The 16,161-nt window shown below is 55.6% G+C and carries 14 protein-coding genes; 3 read left to right on the top strand and 11 right to left on the bottom strand.

From position 1 onward, the window contains the following. The first annotated feature begins 192 nt into the window (after window positions 1-192). Window positions 193-597 carry a GxxExxY protein gene (locus tag GXP52_06115; GenBank protein NOY86858.1) on the top strand — a complete coding sequence of 135 codons (405 nt, stop codon included), beginning with the start codon at window positions 193-195 and terminating at the stop codon, window positions 595-597. Between the two features lie 626 nt (window positions 598-1,223). Here the strand turns inward: GXP52_06115 and GXP52_06110 are convergent. From GXP52_06110 to GXP52_06060, 11 genes are all read right to left on the bottom strand, one after another. After that, window positions 1,224-1,817, bottom strand: coding sequence for a hypothetical protein (locus GXP52_06110; protein NOY86857.1), 594 nt, complete (start codon window positions 1,815-1,817; stop codon window positions 1,224-1,226). A gap of 114 nt (window positions 1,818-1,931) precedes the next feature. Next, window positions 1,932-2,402, bottom strand: coding sequence for an N-acetyltransferase (locus GXP52_06105; GenBank protein NOY86856.1), 471 nt, complete (start codon window positions 2,400-2,402; stop codon window positions 1,932-1,934). 452 nt (window positions 2,403-2,854) lie between these two features. Then, on the bottom strand, window positions 2,855-3,904 hold the full coding sequence (locus GXP52_06100; GenBank protein ID NOY86855.1) for a Gfo/Idh/MocA family oxidoreductase: 1,050 nt from the start codon (window positions 3,902-3,904) through the stop codon (window positions 2,855-2,857). 639 nt (window positions 3,905-4,543) lie between these two features. Then, window positions 4,544-5,782 carry a sugar transferase gene (locus tag GXP52_06095; GenBank protein NOY86854.1) on the bottom strand — a complete coding sequence of 413 codons (1,239 nt, stop codon included), beginning with the start codon at window positions 5,780-5,782 and terminating at the stop codon, window positions 4,544-4,546. Window positions 5,783-6,254: 472 nt separating this feature from the next. Further along, entirely contained in the window at window positions 6,255-6,761 is a 507-nt protein-coding gene (locus GXP52_06090; GenBank protein NOY86853.1) for a hypothetical protein, read from the bottom strand. 4 nt (window positions 6,762-6,765) lie between these two features. Next, window positions 6,766-7,599: an AAA family ATPase gene (locus tag GXP52_06085; protein ID NOY86852.1), complete on the bottom strand. Its 834-nt coding sequence runs from the start codon at window positions 7,597-7,599 to the stop codon at window positions 6,766-6,768. Next, window positions 7,599-9,221: a hypothetical protein gene (locus tag GXP52_06080; protein NOY86851.1), complete on the bottom strand. Its 1,623-nt coding sequence runs from the start codon at window positions 9,219-9,221 to the stop codon at window positions 7,599-7,601. Before GXP52_06080 ends, GXP52_06085 begins: the two co-directional genes overlap by 1 nt. Then, complete coding sequence (locus GXP52_06075) at window positions 9,221-10,498, bottom strand: outer membrane beta-barrel protein (protein ID NOY86850.1); 1,278 nt, start codon at window positions 10,496-10,498, stop codon at window positions 9,221-9,223. The genes GXP52_06080 and GXP52_06075 overlap by 1 nt, the downstream gene beginning before the upstream one ends. Further along, window positions 10,498-11,079 carry a sugar ABC transporter substrate-binding protein gene (locus GXP52_06070; GenBank protein NOY86849.1) on the bottom strand — a complete coding sequence of 194 codons (582 nt, stop codon included), beginning with the start codon at window positions 11,077-11,079 and terminating at the stop codon, window positions 10,498-10,500. The genes GXP52_06075 and GXP52_06070 overlap by 1 nt, the downstream gene beginning before the upstream one ends. Then, window positions 11,066-12,478, bottom strand: coding sequence for a sigma-54-dependent Fis family transcriptional regulator (locus GXP52_06065; protein NOY86848.1), 1,413 nt, complete (start codon window positions 12,476-12,478; stop codon window positions 11,066-11,068). Before GXP52_06065 ends, GXP52_06070 begins: the two co-directional genes overlap by 14 nt. A 260-nt stretch (window positions 12,479-12,738) precedes the next feature. Then, window positions 12,739-14,238 carry a sigma-54-dependent Fis family transcriptional regulator gene (locus GXP52_06060; GenBank protein ID NOY86847.1) on the bottom strand — a complete coding sequence of 500 codons (1,500 nt, stop codon included), beginning with the start codon at window positions 14,236-14,238 and terminating at the stop codon, window positions 12,739-12,741. Window positions 14,239-14,446: 208 nt separating this feature from the next. On the opposite strand from GXP52_06060, the gene GXP52_06055 reads away from it, so the two are divergent. Both GXP52_06055 and GXP52_06050 read left to right on the top strand, forming a co-directional pair. Then, window positions 14,447-14,764 carry a DUF2065 domain-containing protein gene (locus GXP52_06055; GenBank protein ID NOY86846.1) on the top strand — a complete coding sequence of 106 codons (318 nt, stop codon included), beginning with the start codon at window positions 14,447-14,449 and terminating at the stop codon, window positions 14,762-14,764. After that, a complete protein-coding gene (locus GXP52_06050) occupies window positions 14,761-15,945 on the top strand; it encodes a SpoIID/LytB domain-containing protein (protein ID NOY86845.1) in 1,185 nt (394 codons plus the stop codon). The genes GXP52_06055 and GXP52_06050 overlap by 4 nt, the downstream gene beginning before the upstream one ends. Window positions 15,946-16,161 lie beyond the last annotated feature (216 nt).

The following is a 16,161-nucleotide window of genomic DNA, read 5'->3' as shown; positions in this document are numbered from 1 at the left end:
ACTTATTAACACAGGGTGCACAGGGTACGCAGGGTGTCACAGGGTTAGATCAAATCAGACTGAATATCCCTACAGACTGGGTTTTGGGGAAAAGCTAACTTATTAACACAGGGTGCACAGGGTACGCAGAGTTCCACGGGGTTTATTCAAGTCAACTCTTTTGGCAGGTTTTTTGCAAATTCGGTTTGTGTCATGAATCAACTAATAACGAAGAGCGCTAATCTTCAAAATCATTATAGTGGACAGATCGTCCATTCCGCCATGAAGGTCCATACTAAACTTGGCCCAGGGTTACTTGAGAGCGTCTATGAGGCTTGTTTAGTTTACGAACTGAGAAACAAAGGATTAGATGTAAAATCGCAAGTTGGATTGCCCATAAAATACGGGAAAATGAAATTTGATATTGGTTTTAGAATTGATCTTTTAGTACAGGATGCTGTGATCGTGGAATTGAAAGTGGTCGAAAAAATCTGCCCAGTGCATAAAGCCCAATTATTATCGTACTTGAGACTGAGCGGTTTCAGGGTTGGCTTACTGATAAACTTTAATACGCCTTCTTTGCGTGATGGAATCCATCGGATTATCAATGGTTATTAGTAATCCTTATCTTAATCTCCTGTCCTTCTCACCAACGTCCATCGAAGCTATAATTCTAGCAGTCAGAACCTATATGGACAACCGCCGCGTCGTCCGACGGGCTCCCCTCGACAAGCAGGGTTTTGGGAAAAGCTAACTTATTAACACAGGGTGCACAGAGTACACAGGGTTAATTCAAATTAACCTGACTATTTTTTCGGGTTGAGTTCTGGAAAAGCTGTAACGCAGAGTTACGCGGAGGGCACCTCTCCAAGGTGCTATCGCGGATCGCGGAGGGTCGCAGAGAAAACCTTTAATCTTTGGGAGAATATTCCCCTCACCGGACTTCTCCCTGTGGGCCTGCCCTGAGCCTGCCGAAGGGGAGAAGGATTTCTCTGAAATCAGCTGTTGAGACACTTCAGTTTGCGATGAAAGCTTGCTTTCATCTCCAGCTGCAGGGTCTCAATAGCTTTGGTGAAGGGATGCGCCTTACCCTGTGTAACCCTGTGAACCCTGTGGGGTGACCTGGGAGTGGTCACGCTGTTTTTTACTTTGTGAGCTTTGCCGTTCGACAGGCTCACGGTCCCGAGCTTGTCGAGGGACGGCTTAACGGCTTAAGCGACCCCAGGGAGCGGGCGTGAAACGAACTAGAAGATTCGGGTTAGCAGGTGCTTCAAGATAAGGTGCTGCTTGTATCTTTTTGAGCATCCTGCCTGTTTTGCGACAAAATAACTGAGTGCAAAAAGAGCAACTAATGCAAACAACAAGGTTCCGGTCACCATTGTTATTTTTACAGGAAGGGCGCCAATGAAATAACCGTACAGCTGGGCAAACAGTAAAGCAACTCCCACCAAAGCAGTGATAAAAAAGACTCCTTTTCGATAGTAGTGATCTCTGTCGGCCCATATCAGAAGGAAAGCCCAGCCAAACATCATTACAGCGCCTACGGTCAATAGGTAGCTATGTCCTGAACTTAAACTGTCTTGGGACGACAACATCAATATTCCCCACAGGTAAAATAGAATTGCACTGGACCAACAAATTATGGAAATTAGAGAAACATTTTTTGTTTTACCTATGATGAGTATTTCTCCCTCAGTTGCAGTTTCAGATTTATGTTTTGAGTTTTGGAAAAACCTGGAAAAGCCTAACGCAGAGTTACGCGGAGGGCACCTCTCCAAGGTGCTATCGCGGAGGGTCGCAGAGAAAACCTTTAATCTTTGGGAGAATATTCCCCTCACCGGACTTCTCTGCGAAACTCTGCGTTAAGGTTCTTGATTTTCTTTGCGAGCTTTGTCCTTCGACTCAGCTCAGGATGGTGAGCCTGCCGAACCACGGCTTTGCGTGAGATAAACCTACTCGATCTTTCGCAGGACCTTCGCCGGGTTGCCCGCGACGATAGTGTTGGCCGGGACGTCCCTGGTGACCACACTGCCTGCGCCGATGATGGCGTTCTCGCCTACGGTGACCCCGCACAGCAGCGTGACGGAGGAGCCGATGGAGGCGCCCTCCTTCACCAGGGTCATCTCGCAGTTCCAGTCGGCCTCGGTCTGCATCCCACCCGATTCGGTGGTGGAGCGGGGGAACCGGTCGTTGATGAAGGTCACATTGTGGCCAACGAAGACGTTGTCCTCGATGGTGACCCCCTCGCAGATGAAGGTGTGGCTGGAAACCTTGCAGTTGGCGCCCACCTTGGCGTTTTTCTGTATCTCCACGAAGGTGCCCACCTTGCTGTCGTCACCGATCTCGCAGCCGTAAAGGTTCACGAAGTCGAAGATCTTCACGTTCTTGCCCAGTTTTACGTCGGGGGCTATGTTCTTTTTCATGGAAACGTCTCCTTGATTGAGTAATAGCTAACTTATTAACACAGGGTACACAGAGGTCACAGGGTGTCACGGGGTTAGATCAAATTCGCCTACAGGTAGAGGTTCAAGTATTTTGTCTCACGCTCGCTCGTCACGTTACATCGTGACTCGCTAAAGGCGCAAAGGACGCAAAGAAGTGAGCATCCCCTCACCCAAGTTGCTGCTGATCCTTGTTGCCCTGGATGAAAGCGAACTTTAATCCAGGGCTCAAGGATAACCAGCCGATTTCAAGGAAATCCCGCTCCTGTCAAGGAGCGGTTGGGTGAGGGGGAGTAGCTTAACCCTGTGTTACCCTGTGAACCCTGTGGAGCAGCCTTCCAAGGGCTGCACTGTGTTAAGTTTTTGAACTTCTTTGCGTCTTGAGCGACTGGAAGGAGCGGGCGTGAGGCCAGCCTTTGATCTTCTCCGCGTGGTTATTTTGCGGCGGAGAAATCCGCCTTGCCGTTGATGTCCACGGCGGCGCCGTTCTCTTTCAGGGATCGCGATGCGGCCTCGAGGATCTGGACGACGTAGTGCCCGTCCCGCCCGCTGCTCATGGGCGTCTCGCCGGTTTCGATGCAGTCCAGGAAGTGCCGGGTCTCCACCTTGAGGGGCTCGGTCTGCTGGATGTATGGCGCCAGCATGTCGCCGTAGTGGTAGGCGTACTGAAAGCCGGCGAAATCGTCGTAGTGCGGTGGCGCCTCTACACGTTTGTCGTAGATCTTGATCTTCTCCAGGGGCTCGGTATCGTCGTAGATCAGCATCTTTTTGCTTCCCACGAAGACCATCTCGCGGACCTTGTTGGGATCGAGCCAGGATGAGTGGATTGTTGCGAATCCGCCGTTCTCGAAGTTGAGGGAGAGGTTGGTTACGTCCTCGATGCCGGGGTTGATGTGGGCCCTGCCCTGGCAGTTGACCGACAGGGGAGGGGAGCCGAAGACGTAGAGGATGATGGATATGTCGTGGGGCGCCAGGTCCCACGTGACATTGATGTCCTTCTGAAAGAGCCCCAGGTTCAGTCGCCGGGAGCTTATGTAGTAGATCTCCCCCAGTTCGCCGGAATCCACAATCTCCTTGATTCTCCTGACAGGCGCTGAATAGATGAAGGTGTGTCCGGTCATGAGTGTGAGTCCCCGGCTATCGGCCAGATCGACCAGTTCGCGGCTGTGGGCGGACGATGATGTCATCGGTTTCTCGACGAAGGTGTGCTTGCCCGCAAGGAGGCTTCTCCTGGCGAGGGGAAAATGGAGATCCACCGCCGTGGCCACAGCCACAGCATCGATTTCCGGGTCGTTGACCACCTCGTCGAGGTCCGTCGTGGTACCGACACCTGGATACAGGTTGGCCAGGTGTGCCAGCCTGTTCTCGTCGAGGTCGCAGATCGTCTTGACCCTGCACCCTTCCTGGGAGTGGAAGTTCCGTATAAGGTTAGGGCCCCAGTATCCGCAGCCCACGACGCCAATGTTCAGGATTTTATCACTCATTAGGTATTCTCCTCTTTGTTCATTTGAAAATATTAAATTCAGGTTCCAGGTTTCAAGTTTCACGGGAAAAACAGTCCAGAAAAAATCTTTAACGCAGAGGGCCGCTAGGGGCACCTCTCCCAGGTGCTATCGCGGAGTGCCGCTGAGAAAACCATAAACCTTTGGGTTTGGGAGCGGCGTACCGCAATAGTGCATAATTTTTACCACAGCGCAGTCTATCCCAGACTGCACCACAGTTTGAAGCGCTTCACTTTCCCTCACCCAGCTTCTCCCGATGGGAGAAGGATTTCTCCGAAATCGGCTGGTTATCCTTGAACCCTGGATTAAAGTTCACTTTCATCCAGGGCAACAAGGATCAACAGCAACTTGGGTGAGGGGATGCGATCTAACTTCGCATCCTTTGTCACGCCGATGGCGTGATGAGACAGCCTTTGACTTTCTCTGCGGCCCTCTGCGTACGTAAACCCTGCGGAGCAGCCTTCCAAGGGCTGCACTGCGTTAAGGGTTTTGACCCTCGGGATTGCTTCACACATTAAACGGTTCGCAATGACAAGCTTTATTTCTGTGTTAAGGGTTTTGATTAGCGGGATTGCCGCCACGCCTTTGGCGTGACTCGCAATGACGGGCGGTACAGGAATCCTAGAGGAAAAGCTGCCGGACGAAGTTTGAAAACGACAGTGAGCGGACCCGTTGCGGCGCCGACGTACCGGCGGCCTTCCGCCTTCCCGCAACGCTGTCTGCGATCTGGGTCAATATAGCGGGGAATGTCCTGACGAGGATCCACGTGTCGGACCACAGGGACCTTTCCTCGGAATATCGGATGTCGAGCCTCATCATCTCCTTGAAGGTCGTGCGGTTTTTCCCGCACACCTGCCAGAGGCCGGTCATGCCAGGGAAGGCGTTAAAGCGCCTGTGCTGCCAGCGTTGAAACCCACGGGCCTCGTAGGAAATGCAGGGCCGGGGCCCGACCAGGCTCATGTCGCCCAACAGCACATTGATGAGCTGGGGCAGTTCGTCAACGCAGGTTTTTCTGATCAGCCCGGCCAGGGGGATGAGTCGGTTATCTTTCCCAAGGTCCAGTTTGGTCAGGGTCTCGTCACTGTTGATCAGGTGGTTCAGGTGCTTCTCGTGGACAGAGGCGTCGGCGTTGACCTTCATCGTCCGGAACTTCCACATCGTAAAGGGGCTGCCGAGGTAGCCCACCCGGTTCTGCTTGAAGAAGACCGGGCCGGGGGACACAAGCTTGATGAAGGCCCCGACTGCGAGGAAGAGGGGAGACAGGATGGTCAGGCCCAGCAGGGAGCCGGCGATGTCGATGGCGCGCTTTGACACGGGGAGGCGCTTTGGGTATATGAGGCTTGCGATTCCGTTTACGTCTTCGGAGTGGTGGATATAGGTCTTAAGGTCGCTCTCATACGGGGTTGTGGGGGGAGATGAAGATCCGATGTCCGGCCGCGAAGCACGCCGCCCATCCTTCGAACCATCATCCTTGCCGTTCCTTTTGCCCTCCTCGAAAGGGAAGTTGGAAGGGTAGGAGTAGACCCGGATGCTGATCCCATCGGGGAGCTTCCCGACAAATGCCCAGGCTCCTTCCACAGACGTTTCCGGCAGGAAGATGCCCATCCGGCAGATGCCGAGCCATCCGATCTCATCGGTGGCTCTCATCACCCGAATTATCTCCCGGATGAGGTGGTTTGTGCGTCTGGTACCCTGACCGGCCGTATCCAGGGTCACCAGGGAGAACTCGTGGGAGTTGCGGTCGCAGCGGGCGCACTCGTGCCTGAGGACGGCGCGGAACTCCTCCGGGCTCAGGAGGGGGGCTCCACGGTCGTTTCCCTGTGAGCGGGAAAATGGATTTATGTTTTTTAGAAGGTTCATATTATTTTTGGTCCCTTACCTCAAGTCCTAGGGAGAGAAAAGGTTCAGAGAATCAGTTTCTATCAAGAACCGTACCAAACTTTAAAAATTAAACGATTTCAAGTTGTTAGACAATATCAGTGAATTTTTAAAGGTGGGTGGCAGTTAAAGTAGGAAAACTGTTACACACTATGGGGAAACGCTTTTCATGGTAGGAAAACTTTTTCCTATAGCTCCGCCATACCGTGCATTGGCCGGCATAGCGAAAATTGCCCTGTTGTTCCGTTTTTCATTTGATATGGTCGTAAAAAGTCCATTAATGGCTTTTTACTTTACGGAAAGCGAAAAGTGTAATTTTCACTTTCCTCCCAAATCAACGACTTGCGCTGCAAGTCATTGATTTGAGCGCCCCTCAGTGGGCGCATGCATGACTTTTTACCAAGTCATTTTAATTATGCGTTGCTACCTTGAACCCTTGAACTCTTGAACTTTTCTAGATCGCCTGAACCTGGTAAGTGTCGACTTCCACTTTCGCCTGGTACAGGATGTCCAGGAGGACCATGACCCGGCCCTCAGCCGTGTCGGCCCTGAGAATCGTTCCTGCCAGGTCTTTAAAGGGGCCGGTGCGAAACCGGACCGGGTCCCCGGGTTTGAATTCTGGAGCGCTGTCTATGAAGCCATCGTCGTCGATGCGCCCGCGGAGAAACCCGATGATGGAATCGTCCAGGGAAGGCGGCGCGTTCTCACCGAACCTTATGAGGTTGCTCACCCCCTTGGCCCATTTTACGGTGTAATAGTCGTTCGGGAAGTGGAAGCGGCCGAAGACATATCCGGGAAAGAAGGCGACCGCTTCGTGTTTGCGCCGCCTCCACCGGTATTCCTTGGTCATTGGGCAGAAAGCGTCGATCCCGCTGGAGGATAGTTCCCTGACGCAGCGTTCTTCCTCCCTGGGCTTTGCCCGGATGACATACCACCGCCGCCTGCCGTCCGCGTGATTCATGGCCCTACCGCCCTTTTTTTCCATAGTAGCCGTAACCGTAGCCGTAGCCGTAGCCGTACCGGTTGCCCGGTGTTGACTTTACGCCGTTGAGGATGACTCCCAGAATATCGCCGCCCTCCAACGATTCCATGGTATTTTCCAGCTGCTCCTTGCCGTCCCGCCCGGCGCCCATGACCAGGAGGACCCCGTCACACTGCTGCGCCAGGATGCCCGTCTCCGGCATGGGGAAGGCGGGAGGCGCGTCTACGATCACGTACCGGAACCGCTTTTTCAGGCTGTCCAGTAGAATCCCCAGTTCCTCGCTCCGCAGCCGATCGACGAATTTTTCGGAAAAATCCCCGGAGGGGAAGTAGAGGAGGTCGGACATCCCGGAGTTGATGAGAACGGTTCCGGCCCGGTGGCGCATGGCCAGGACGTCCGACAGGCCGGGCAGCGGTTTTTTCCCCAGTCCCATGTAGTCCTGGCTGGTGGCGTTGCGGCAGTCCGCGTCCATGTAGAGGGCCCGGCTGCCGTAGGCCTTGGCGAAGGACAGCGCAAGGTTCAGGGCGCAGGTCGTCTTGCCGCTGCCGATGGTCGCCCCGGTCACGAGGATCATTCTCCCTTCCTCCCTGTCGGCCGGGTCGTCGAAGTGGCGCTCGATGCGGGACTTGAGGAAGCGGAAATACTCGCTTTCAAGTGAACGCGGATGATGGAAGACCACCAGGCGGTCATCGATCTTCCCAGGGTCGGCAACCCTGGCCTTTGGGATATCCTGTCTCTTTCCCCCGGAGGGAATGGTCGCCAGGTTGTCCATAAGGATGGTCTCCGATATGGCCTCGGCCAGGTCCTTGTCACTCATCAGATCATGCTCCTGAGGTTGTTCCCGATGGTCTGGGCGACCCGGGACAGTTCCACGACGTATTGGTTCACCAGGAAGAGGACCAGGACAAACGCCGTGGCGCCGGCAACGGTTCCCAGGGCCCAGCGAATCCGGTTCCGCCTGCGTTCCATGGGCGATACGATCCTTGGGATTACCATGAGGATGGGCGCGTCAACGACCTGCCTGACCTGCTTGAGGCTGTAGAAGGCCGGGAAGAGCGACTCCAACAGGAGGGCCAGGCCGATGCCGAGACCCAACCCGCCAAACACCCCCATGGCGATGATCTTGAACCGGTTTGGCAGAAACGGTTTTTCCGGCAGGTTGGCCGGGTCCAGGATTTGGAATTTCTCCCCCTTCTGGCGCTTCTCCAGGTTCTCGGAGAGCTGGGCCTCCATTCTCTTGTTGAGGAGGTCATCGTAGCTCGCCTTGGTGTTATCGTAGTCCCGGGAGAGGCCGAGGAGCTGCTGCTCCCTCTTCGGCGCGGCCTCCACCCTCCGCTGGTACATCGCGATCTTTCCCCTCAGACCCTTCTCTTCTCCCCGGATGGCCGAAAGACGGGGCTGATTTTCGCTCAGCTGCCGCCTGAGATTGTTTAGTTCCCTGGCGGATTCGGCCCCCTGCCGAGTGGTGTCGGGCGCTGTCGCGGCTGCCGGCTGAGCGCCCGGATCGCTTCTCACCTCCTGGATGCGGGATTCCAGGGCCGCCAGCTCCTTTTTGGCGGCGATGAGGTCGGGGTGGCGCGGGGTGTATGTGGACTCCATGGATGTGACGCGCTGTCTGAGCGCGTCCCTCCGGGCGATGATCTGGGTCAGCATAGTGTCCACAGGCTCCGTGTCGGTGACGGTCCGTGCCTGTCCCTCAAGCCTGGCGATGTCCTGTTCGAGCATGGCGACACGGTTCTCCAGCTCCCGCTGGGACGCCAGGTTGTCCGTCAACTGCTGGTTGAGATTATCGAGCATGCGCAGGTTGGCGTCCAGCTGGCCGGGAAGCTCGCCCATATGCCGCCCCTTGAAGCTCTGGATGGCGGATTCCTGTTTTTCCAGGGTCTTCTTGAGCTTTGCCAGCTCGTCCTTGATGAACTGCGTGGTGCTCACCGCCTGTTCCTCCCTGCCCTGGATGCTTTCCTCGATGAAGAGGGCCATCAGGCGGGAGACGCCCAGCATGGCCTTGGTGGGGTCCTTGTGCAGGAAGCTGACCTGGAAGAAGTTGGCCTCCCGGCGGTTGGGGACCTCGATGCTCAGGTTCTTTCTCATCCTCGCCACCATGACCTCGTCGGGAGCGTTCTTTTCCTTATCCCCGGAATAGAGGTTCAGCTCCTTGATGACCTTCAAAAGTTTGGTACGGCTGGTCAGCTGCTGGGTGATGGTACGAAGCCGCCCCTCCAGGTCGGTTGTCACCGTGGATTTCACGTAATCGGCCGGGACCTTGGCGGGCTCGATGAAGATGGAGGTGGTGCTCCGGTACAGGTTGGGTATGTAAAGGCCATAGAGGGTGACGGCCGTGGCGATGATGACGAAGGGCACGAGGATAACCCACTTTCGCCTCCACACGAGATCGAGTATGTTTCTTAGTTCTCCGCCGGTCTGCTGTTCCTGGTTCATTAAAAGATCCCCGTTACCGCCAGTTTCAGGCGGTTTTCGTCAAGGTCCTCCGCGTTCAGTGTGCTGTCCACCTTGTTTTTCAAAAGATCCAACGCCAGGTGGACCGCCGAAGTGGCCTGCCAGGAGACGCCTACCTGGGCCGAATACTCGTTCTGATCCCTTTGGGCGCCGGCAGAACTGGCGGGGAACTCATCCCTTCTGTAGTTTGCCGATGAGTCGACTGTTAGCGTTCGCCATAGTTTCCAGGCGATCCCGGCCCCGATGGCAACCGTTCTCGCCCACTCGGGTGTTCGGTCCGCCCCGCGGTAGATGTTGGCCGAGTAGGAGGTGTGTGCGTTCACGTCCGTCGACTGCCCGAGCCGCGATTTGAAGGACAGCAGGATTCTTGGCTTCCATCCCCTGTCGCCCCGGTCGATTTTCGACCCGTCCACCCCGATCTCGGTGTGGTAGGAGATCCCGGGTCCGGGCGCGCTGTCGGAAAAAAGCTTCATCCCCACGGTATCGATCTCATACTTGTTCGACGTTCCCCCGAAACGTGTTTCCGATCCGGACCAGGAAAGTTCTCCGCCGAAGGCCGACCCCAGGCTGTAATCGGATGTAATGCCTATTGCCATCCGTTCGCTGCCCCAGTCATCCCCGCCGACGTCGTTTTGGCCGGCGAGGGCGGATCCGGTCAACGTGAGATGGGTCCGGCGGCCCAGGACAATACCTGACGAGGCATCCAGCCGCATCGTTCGAGTGTTCTCGTCCTCCCGGTCCAGATCTTCCCCGCCGGCGGTGAACTCCCAGCTTCCGCCCGAAAGGGTCTTCCCTCCCGTCGTCAGGGATACCTTTCTCCGGTTCGTCAACGCCCGGGTGCGGTCGAGATCTGTGAGCACATCGAGTGTCGTGGTCTCCCTGGATATTTCGGCATTCAGTTTCAGGTAGCACTCCTGGTGAAGGTCCCAGGTAAAATCGGTCGTGAGGCCGTAGATGGCATGCCGGGAGTCGTTCGTCCCCGTGGTTTTTTCCCAACCTCCGTAAGCCTGCAGAAGATAGATGTCTCTCCCGGAATGTTCTTCCTGTTTCATGCCCAGCCTCGTGCTCAATATCTCCCCTTGTACCTCCTGGCCGGGGGGAAGCCGGTCGATGTTGTTGCTGACTTCGCTTCGCACGGTAATAGTCCAATCCGTTTCCACGGCCCATGAATCGCCGCCGGTCAAAAGCAGTGTTCCTGTTGCCGCGCCCAGATACAGGAGCAGCCCCGTGACGAATTTTAGACTTCTGTGCGTTCTCATCAAGGCACCACCAGGGTGTCTCCCCGCTTAAGGAGGAGGTTATGGCCCTTTTCCGGGTCCTTGAGTATGTCCCGATAGTTGACCTCGTATTTGACCTGCCGGTTTCCCTCGTATCTGATCACGGCCATCCGATCCTTTTTGGCGAACTGGGTAAAGCCTCCCGACAGGGCCAGGGCCTGAAGGACGGTCAGCCTGTCCTGCAAGGGGTAGACCCCGGGGTTTTGCACTTCGCCCAATACATAGATCCTGTTGGAGGAGGCCTGGGTAACGATCACGGTGACGAAGGGATTTTCGATGAAGAGCTTGAGCTTCTTGGAGATCTGCATGGCGATCGCATCTGTGGACATTCCCATTGCCACGACGTCCCCCACGAGGGGGAGGGTGGTCTTGCCGTCCGGCCTTACCAGGTAATCCCCGGTGATGTCATCGTTCTTCCAGACGACGATGTGAAGCAGGTCCCCGGCTCCCACCAGGTAGGTTTTATCGCTTTTGTCTCCTGCCCATCCATCCGGCGACCAGGCCAGTCCCAGGGAAAAGATACCGATTAAAACCGACACTACGATCTTCTTAACCATTGCCAAGCCCCGTTTCCTTGATCTTACTCAGTAGGGTTTTGTAGCTGATATTGAGCATTCCTGCGGCTCTTTTCCGGTTCCAGCGGGTTATCTCCAGCACCTTTTCTATGGCGTCCCGTTCAGCTTTCAGGGCGGCTATCTTTGCGATCTCCCTGAGGCTCAGAACCGCCGCCGGTTGAGGGCTTTCTTCAGCCGCGCTGTTAAATGTAAGTGGTTCGGACTGGGTTTCATCCTCGGGAGGATGGTTGGACAGTTCCTCGTAGATGAATCGCTCACCGCCCAGAACGGTGGCCCTTCTGACGATATTCTCCAGTTCCCGGATGTTCCCCGGCCATCTGTGGGCCGAAAGCCTGCCCAGAATTTTCTCGTCGAGATCAAGAATGGGCACGCGGTACAGGTCCGAATATTTTTTTAAAAAATACCCGACAAGCGCCGGGATGTGCGTTGGGCGTTCCCTCAAAGGGGGCAAATGAAGGTTGACGACGTTGAGCCTGAAGTAGAGGTCTCCCCGGAATTCCTTTTCCGCCACGGCATTTTCCAGGTTCCTGTTCGTGGCGGCGATAACCCGGACATCTACACCCACCCGCTGGTTGGAACCCAACGTGGAGAATTTTCCGTCCTGGAGCACGTGGAGTAGTTTGGACTGGAGAGAATAGGGAAGCTCACTGACCTCGTCCAGGAAGATGATCCCACCGTCGGCCGCCTCGAACTTCCCGGGGTTCCGTCGGTAGGCGCCCGTGAAGGCGCCTTTTTCGTATCCGAACAGCTCACTTTCCAGCAGTTCTGATGGGATCGCCGCGCAGTTGACCTTGACGAAGGGCATATTTCTCCTGGCGGAATGCCGCCAGATGAATTTGACTACCATCTCCTTGCCGGTGCCGCTCTCTCCGGTGATCAGGACGGGAAGATCCGTATCCATTATTTTGAGGGTTATCTCCCGGAGCTTCCTCATGTTGTCCGAGGTTCCGAAGAGGAGCTCCTCCTCCAGGTCCCCGTCGTGATTTCCGGACCCTTGGTCTGTCTTTGCCCCCTCGCTGCCCTCGCCCCCTTCCAATACCTGCCGGATCTTTTCGATCAGGGAGGTCCTGTCCACCGGAAAGCTCATGTAATCGGTGGCCCCCTGGTGGAAAGCGTTAACCGCATCCTCCACCGCCTTGCTCGAGGAGGTTACGAATATGGGAAGATCGGGGTTGGCCTTGCGGGCCTGCGGCAAGATCCTGTTCTGAATGAACCCGCTGTCCGTCAGGTCCAGGATCAGCAGGTCGGGCGCATCGAGCTTAAGAGCCGCCATGATATGGGCATGATCGAGACAGCAGGAAACCTTGGCGGTCATCGCCCCGGTTATCCATCCCTCATATTGGGAAGTAATGTTCCGGTTTCCTCCCAGGAGGATCTTAAATTCCATCAGGCTCCTTAGCTTCGTGTCCAGAGTCCAGAGTCTGGACTGTCCCATGTTACGAGCCTACGCAAAGGCAAGTTGCGTGCCACTGTTAGGTGGTTTTGGCATTTTTTAGGCTGCAACCGGAAAATGTCAGGTAAAATGGGGGGTGTGAGTGTAATGTATTACATATAATAAGGGGGAAACCGGACCGGTGTTGGAGTGTTATGGTCAGATTTGGGAAAAATGTTTCCCTGTTAGTGGGAAATATTTTTCCCAAATAGGAATTAATTTTCCTCTTTTCGGGTCACCGACTCTAGTCCGCAATCCTTCATCTTGTACAGGAGTGCTTTATAGCTGACACTGAGGAGTCGAGCCGCCTTGGCCTTGTTCCAGCTGGTCTCCTCGAGGGCACTCCGGATTGCCCTCTTTTCGGCCTTCCTGGCGGCGTTTCTGGCAATCGTTTTGAGAGGGAGAACTTCTGTACTGGAACCGTGGGAATCATCATGTTCGACATCAGCCCTGCTTTGGGAATCGTGGGGTGGCTCGCTGGACCCGGCCGTGGCGTCCGGGAATTCCTCACGGAGTCCCGTACCCCTTTCGTCAAGCTCGAGGATCCCGAGGACGGTATAGCGTCGAAGCGTGTTCTGGAGTTCCCTGACGTTGCCGGGCCATGGATATCTGACGAGACGATCCATATCGCCCTGGGAAAGTTCCAGCTCTTTCCTGTATCTCTTATTGTAGGAGGAAAGGAAATGCCCGGCCAGCAGGGAGATATCAACGGGCCGGTCCTTGAGCGGCGGGACATTCAGGTGCACGACGTTGAGACGGAAGAACAGGTCGGACCGAAAGACCCCACTACTTACATCCTTCTCCAGGTCATGATTGGTGGCCACCAATACGCGGGCATCTGTGCGGATGGTCTTGTTGCTTCCCAGCCTGTTGAAGGTGCCGTCCTGGAGAACGTGGAGGAACTTTGCCTGGATGGCGGGCGCAAGGTCTCCTATCTCGTCCAGAAAAATGGTACCCCCTGCCGCGTTTTCGAATTTGGAAGGTTTGGACTGAACAGCCCCGGTGAAGGCCCCTTTGTTGTAACCGAAAAGCTCACTTTCAAGAAGGGAGGCGGGAAGGGCTGCACAGTTGATTTTCAGGAAGGGACCACCGGACCTATGGGAGCGTCGATGTACTTCCCTGGCCACGGCCTCTTTGCCGACGCCGCTGTCACCGGTAATCAACACAGGAACATCGGTCTGCGCCACCTTGGTGACCATCTCCATGATATTGGCCATCTCCCGGCTGGCGTAGAGGATGGAGTAATCCTCGGTAAAAACCTTCTGCCTTTTCAGGCGCTCCAGTTCCTCCGCCATCTCCTTCTGGGATATGGCCTTGTCCACCGCAATCTGGAGTTCGTCGATGTTAAATGGCTTATGAATGTAGTCAAGAGCGCCCAATTGAAGCGCTTCGACAACCGTTTCCACCTCTCCTTTGGCGGATATGACCACGGCTTTCAGATGGGAATACCTGTCCCGGATCAGCTTCAGAAAATCAAGCCCGCTCATCCTCGGGAGCATGAGATCGAGGATGATGAGGTCGGGGGTGATGCCCCGTTCGAGGAGGGCCATGGCTTCAACGCAATCCTCGCAGACCATGACGTGGTAGCTTTCGCCCGAGAGGGCACGCTGGATTATGTCCCTGATTTCGAAGGCGTCGTCAATGGCGAGGAGGGTCTTTTTCCCGGAGTCCTTCTGCCCGGAACCCTCCTGAACGGTCTCACTGTCTGGTTCCACCGAAGATCCCCTTCTTGATTAAGATATAACGTTCAACGTCCAAGGTTCAATAGTTCAACGTCAAACGTCAAACCTCAAACCCTATTATTTCACCACAGTGCGTCGAAGGGTGGGGCAGCCTTCAAGGGGCTGCACTGTGTTAAATTAGCTCTTGATCTTCCTTTACAAGCTCCCGTAACTGGTGAGATGCTAACACAGATTTGAAAAAATGGGCAAAATATTTCCCAGTTTCCGAAAACTTTTTCCCGGTGGAAAACCAGGACCTGGAGCCTGGTTACCACCGTTGCGCCACGAGGTCCGATGTGATAAGGATTTGCCTGTGAAATTCCAGTGGGACATCTTCCTGGCGGCGTTGGGCCTGGCCATGATAATCGAGGGGCTGCCCTACTTCATCGCCCCCCATGCCATAAAGAGGACCATCGGGCGGATAGGGGAGATGCCCGGGAGGGTTCTCAGGATAATCGGGCTCCTCAGTATCGTGGGGGGGCTGGCCTTCGTCGCTATCTCCCGGTTCTTCCTCGGATGATCCTTCGAGGCCGAAACAAGAAGATCTGTTCCCGGCGCGGGGGAATAGGGAGGGGAGTGGTCCTCATCCTCCTGATCTTCGCCCCGGTCCTCCTGCCGTCCCTGTCCGCTTCCAGTTCCGAACCCGTTGTAAGGGTCCTCGTTGATGAAGGCATCCATCGTGTTGTCTTGAGGGGCCGCGACCTGACGGTGGAGAGAGGTGATTCCCACGGCTGGAGGAGGGTATTCAAGGGGCTTCGGGGGGTCTATTTCACAGACCGGGGAGGGAAAATTCACCTTGAGGGAAGCTCCGTTGACTCGAGCCGGTTCAGGATTCGGTTGCCGGGCGGTACCCTTCGTTATGTCGGAAAGAACGGGGATAACCTGCGAAGGGGATCCATCGTCATCACGTCTGATCCGGGAGGGATGACGGTTGTCAACCACGTTCCCCTCGAATCTTACCTCGTGGGCCTTGTTAATGGGGAGATCGACTCGAAATGGCCTTCGGAGGCTGTAAAGGCCCAGGTTATCGCGGCGAGAACCTTTGCCCTTTACCGAATGCAGGCGGACGAGGCTCTGTATGACGTCCGGGGTGACACCGGCGACCAGGTCTATCACGGCGCGGGCGGCGAAGATAAGAGCGCCGCGATAGCGGTCAAGGCCACCAGGGGAATGGCCATATACTATGACGGTGATCTCGTGCCCGCATTCTACCACTCGTCCTGCGGAGGGCGCACCGCCGATGCGAAGGATGTCTGGGGGACGCCCCATCCGGCATTAAAGAGCGTTATCTGCGGGGATTGCGGCGATGCTCCGCGATCCAGTTGGCGGGTCGTCATGGAGAGCCGTGAGATTCAGGGGATCCTCCAGCGGCTTTACCCGGGGATCGGTACCGTCAGGCGGTTTGGGGTCCATCGAAGGAGTCCGGACGGCAGGGTTTCAGTCCTCTTTTTCGACACGGATACCGGCAGTACCCTGTTGGATTCGGGTGATTTCAGAAGGGAAGCCGGGTACACACGTCTGCCGAGCACCCTCTTTGTGATAAGCGGAGCGGGCGGCAAGGTAGTATTTGCCGGCAGGGGATATGGCCACGGCGTAGGTCTTTGCCAGTGGGGATCCCGGGGAGCGGCCCTTAAGGGGTGGGACTACCGCCGCATCCTGAAAAAGTATTACACCGGGGTAGAAATAAGAAGAGCATACTGATAAAAGCGTACAGCGACAAGGCACATTTTTTACCACAGTGCAGCCCCTCGAAGGCTGCACCACCCTTCGACGCGCTGACGCTTGCTCAGGACAGGCAGGGTTTCAAAAGAGAGTTTCACAGAGGAGATCAAAAGCCTTAACGCAGAGTTACGCAAAAACGGCCAACCCCGGCCGCGCCGCAGAGAACCGCAGAGAAATGCTTGGGTTTGGTCAAAA

Source organism: Deltaproteobacteria bacterium (assembly GCA_013151915.1).
In the GTDB taxonomy this organism is placed as follows: domain Bacteria; phylum BMS3Abin14; class BMS3Abin14; order BMS3Abin14; family BMS3Abin14; genus BMS3ABIN14.
This window is presented reverse-complemented; position numbering and strand designations above follow the sequence as displayed.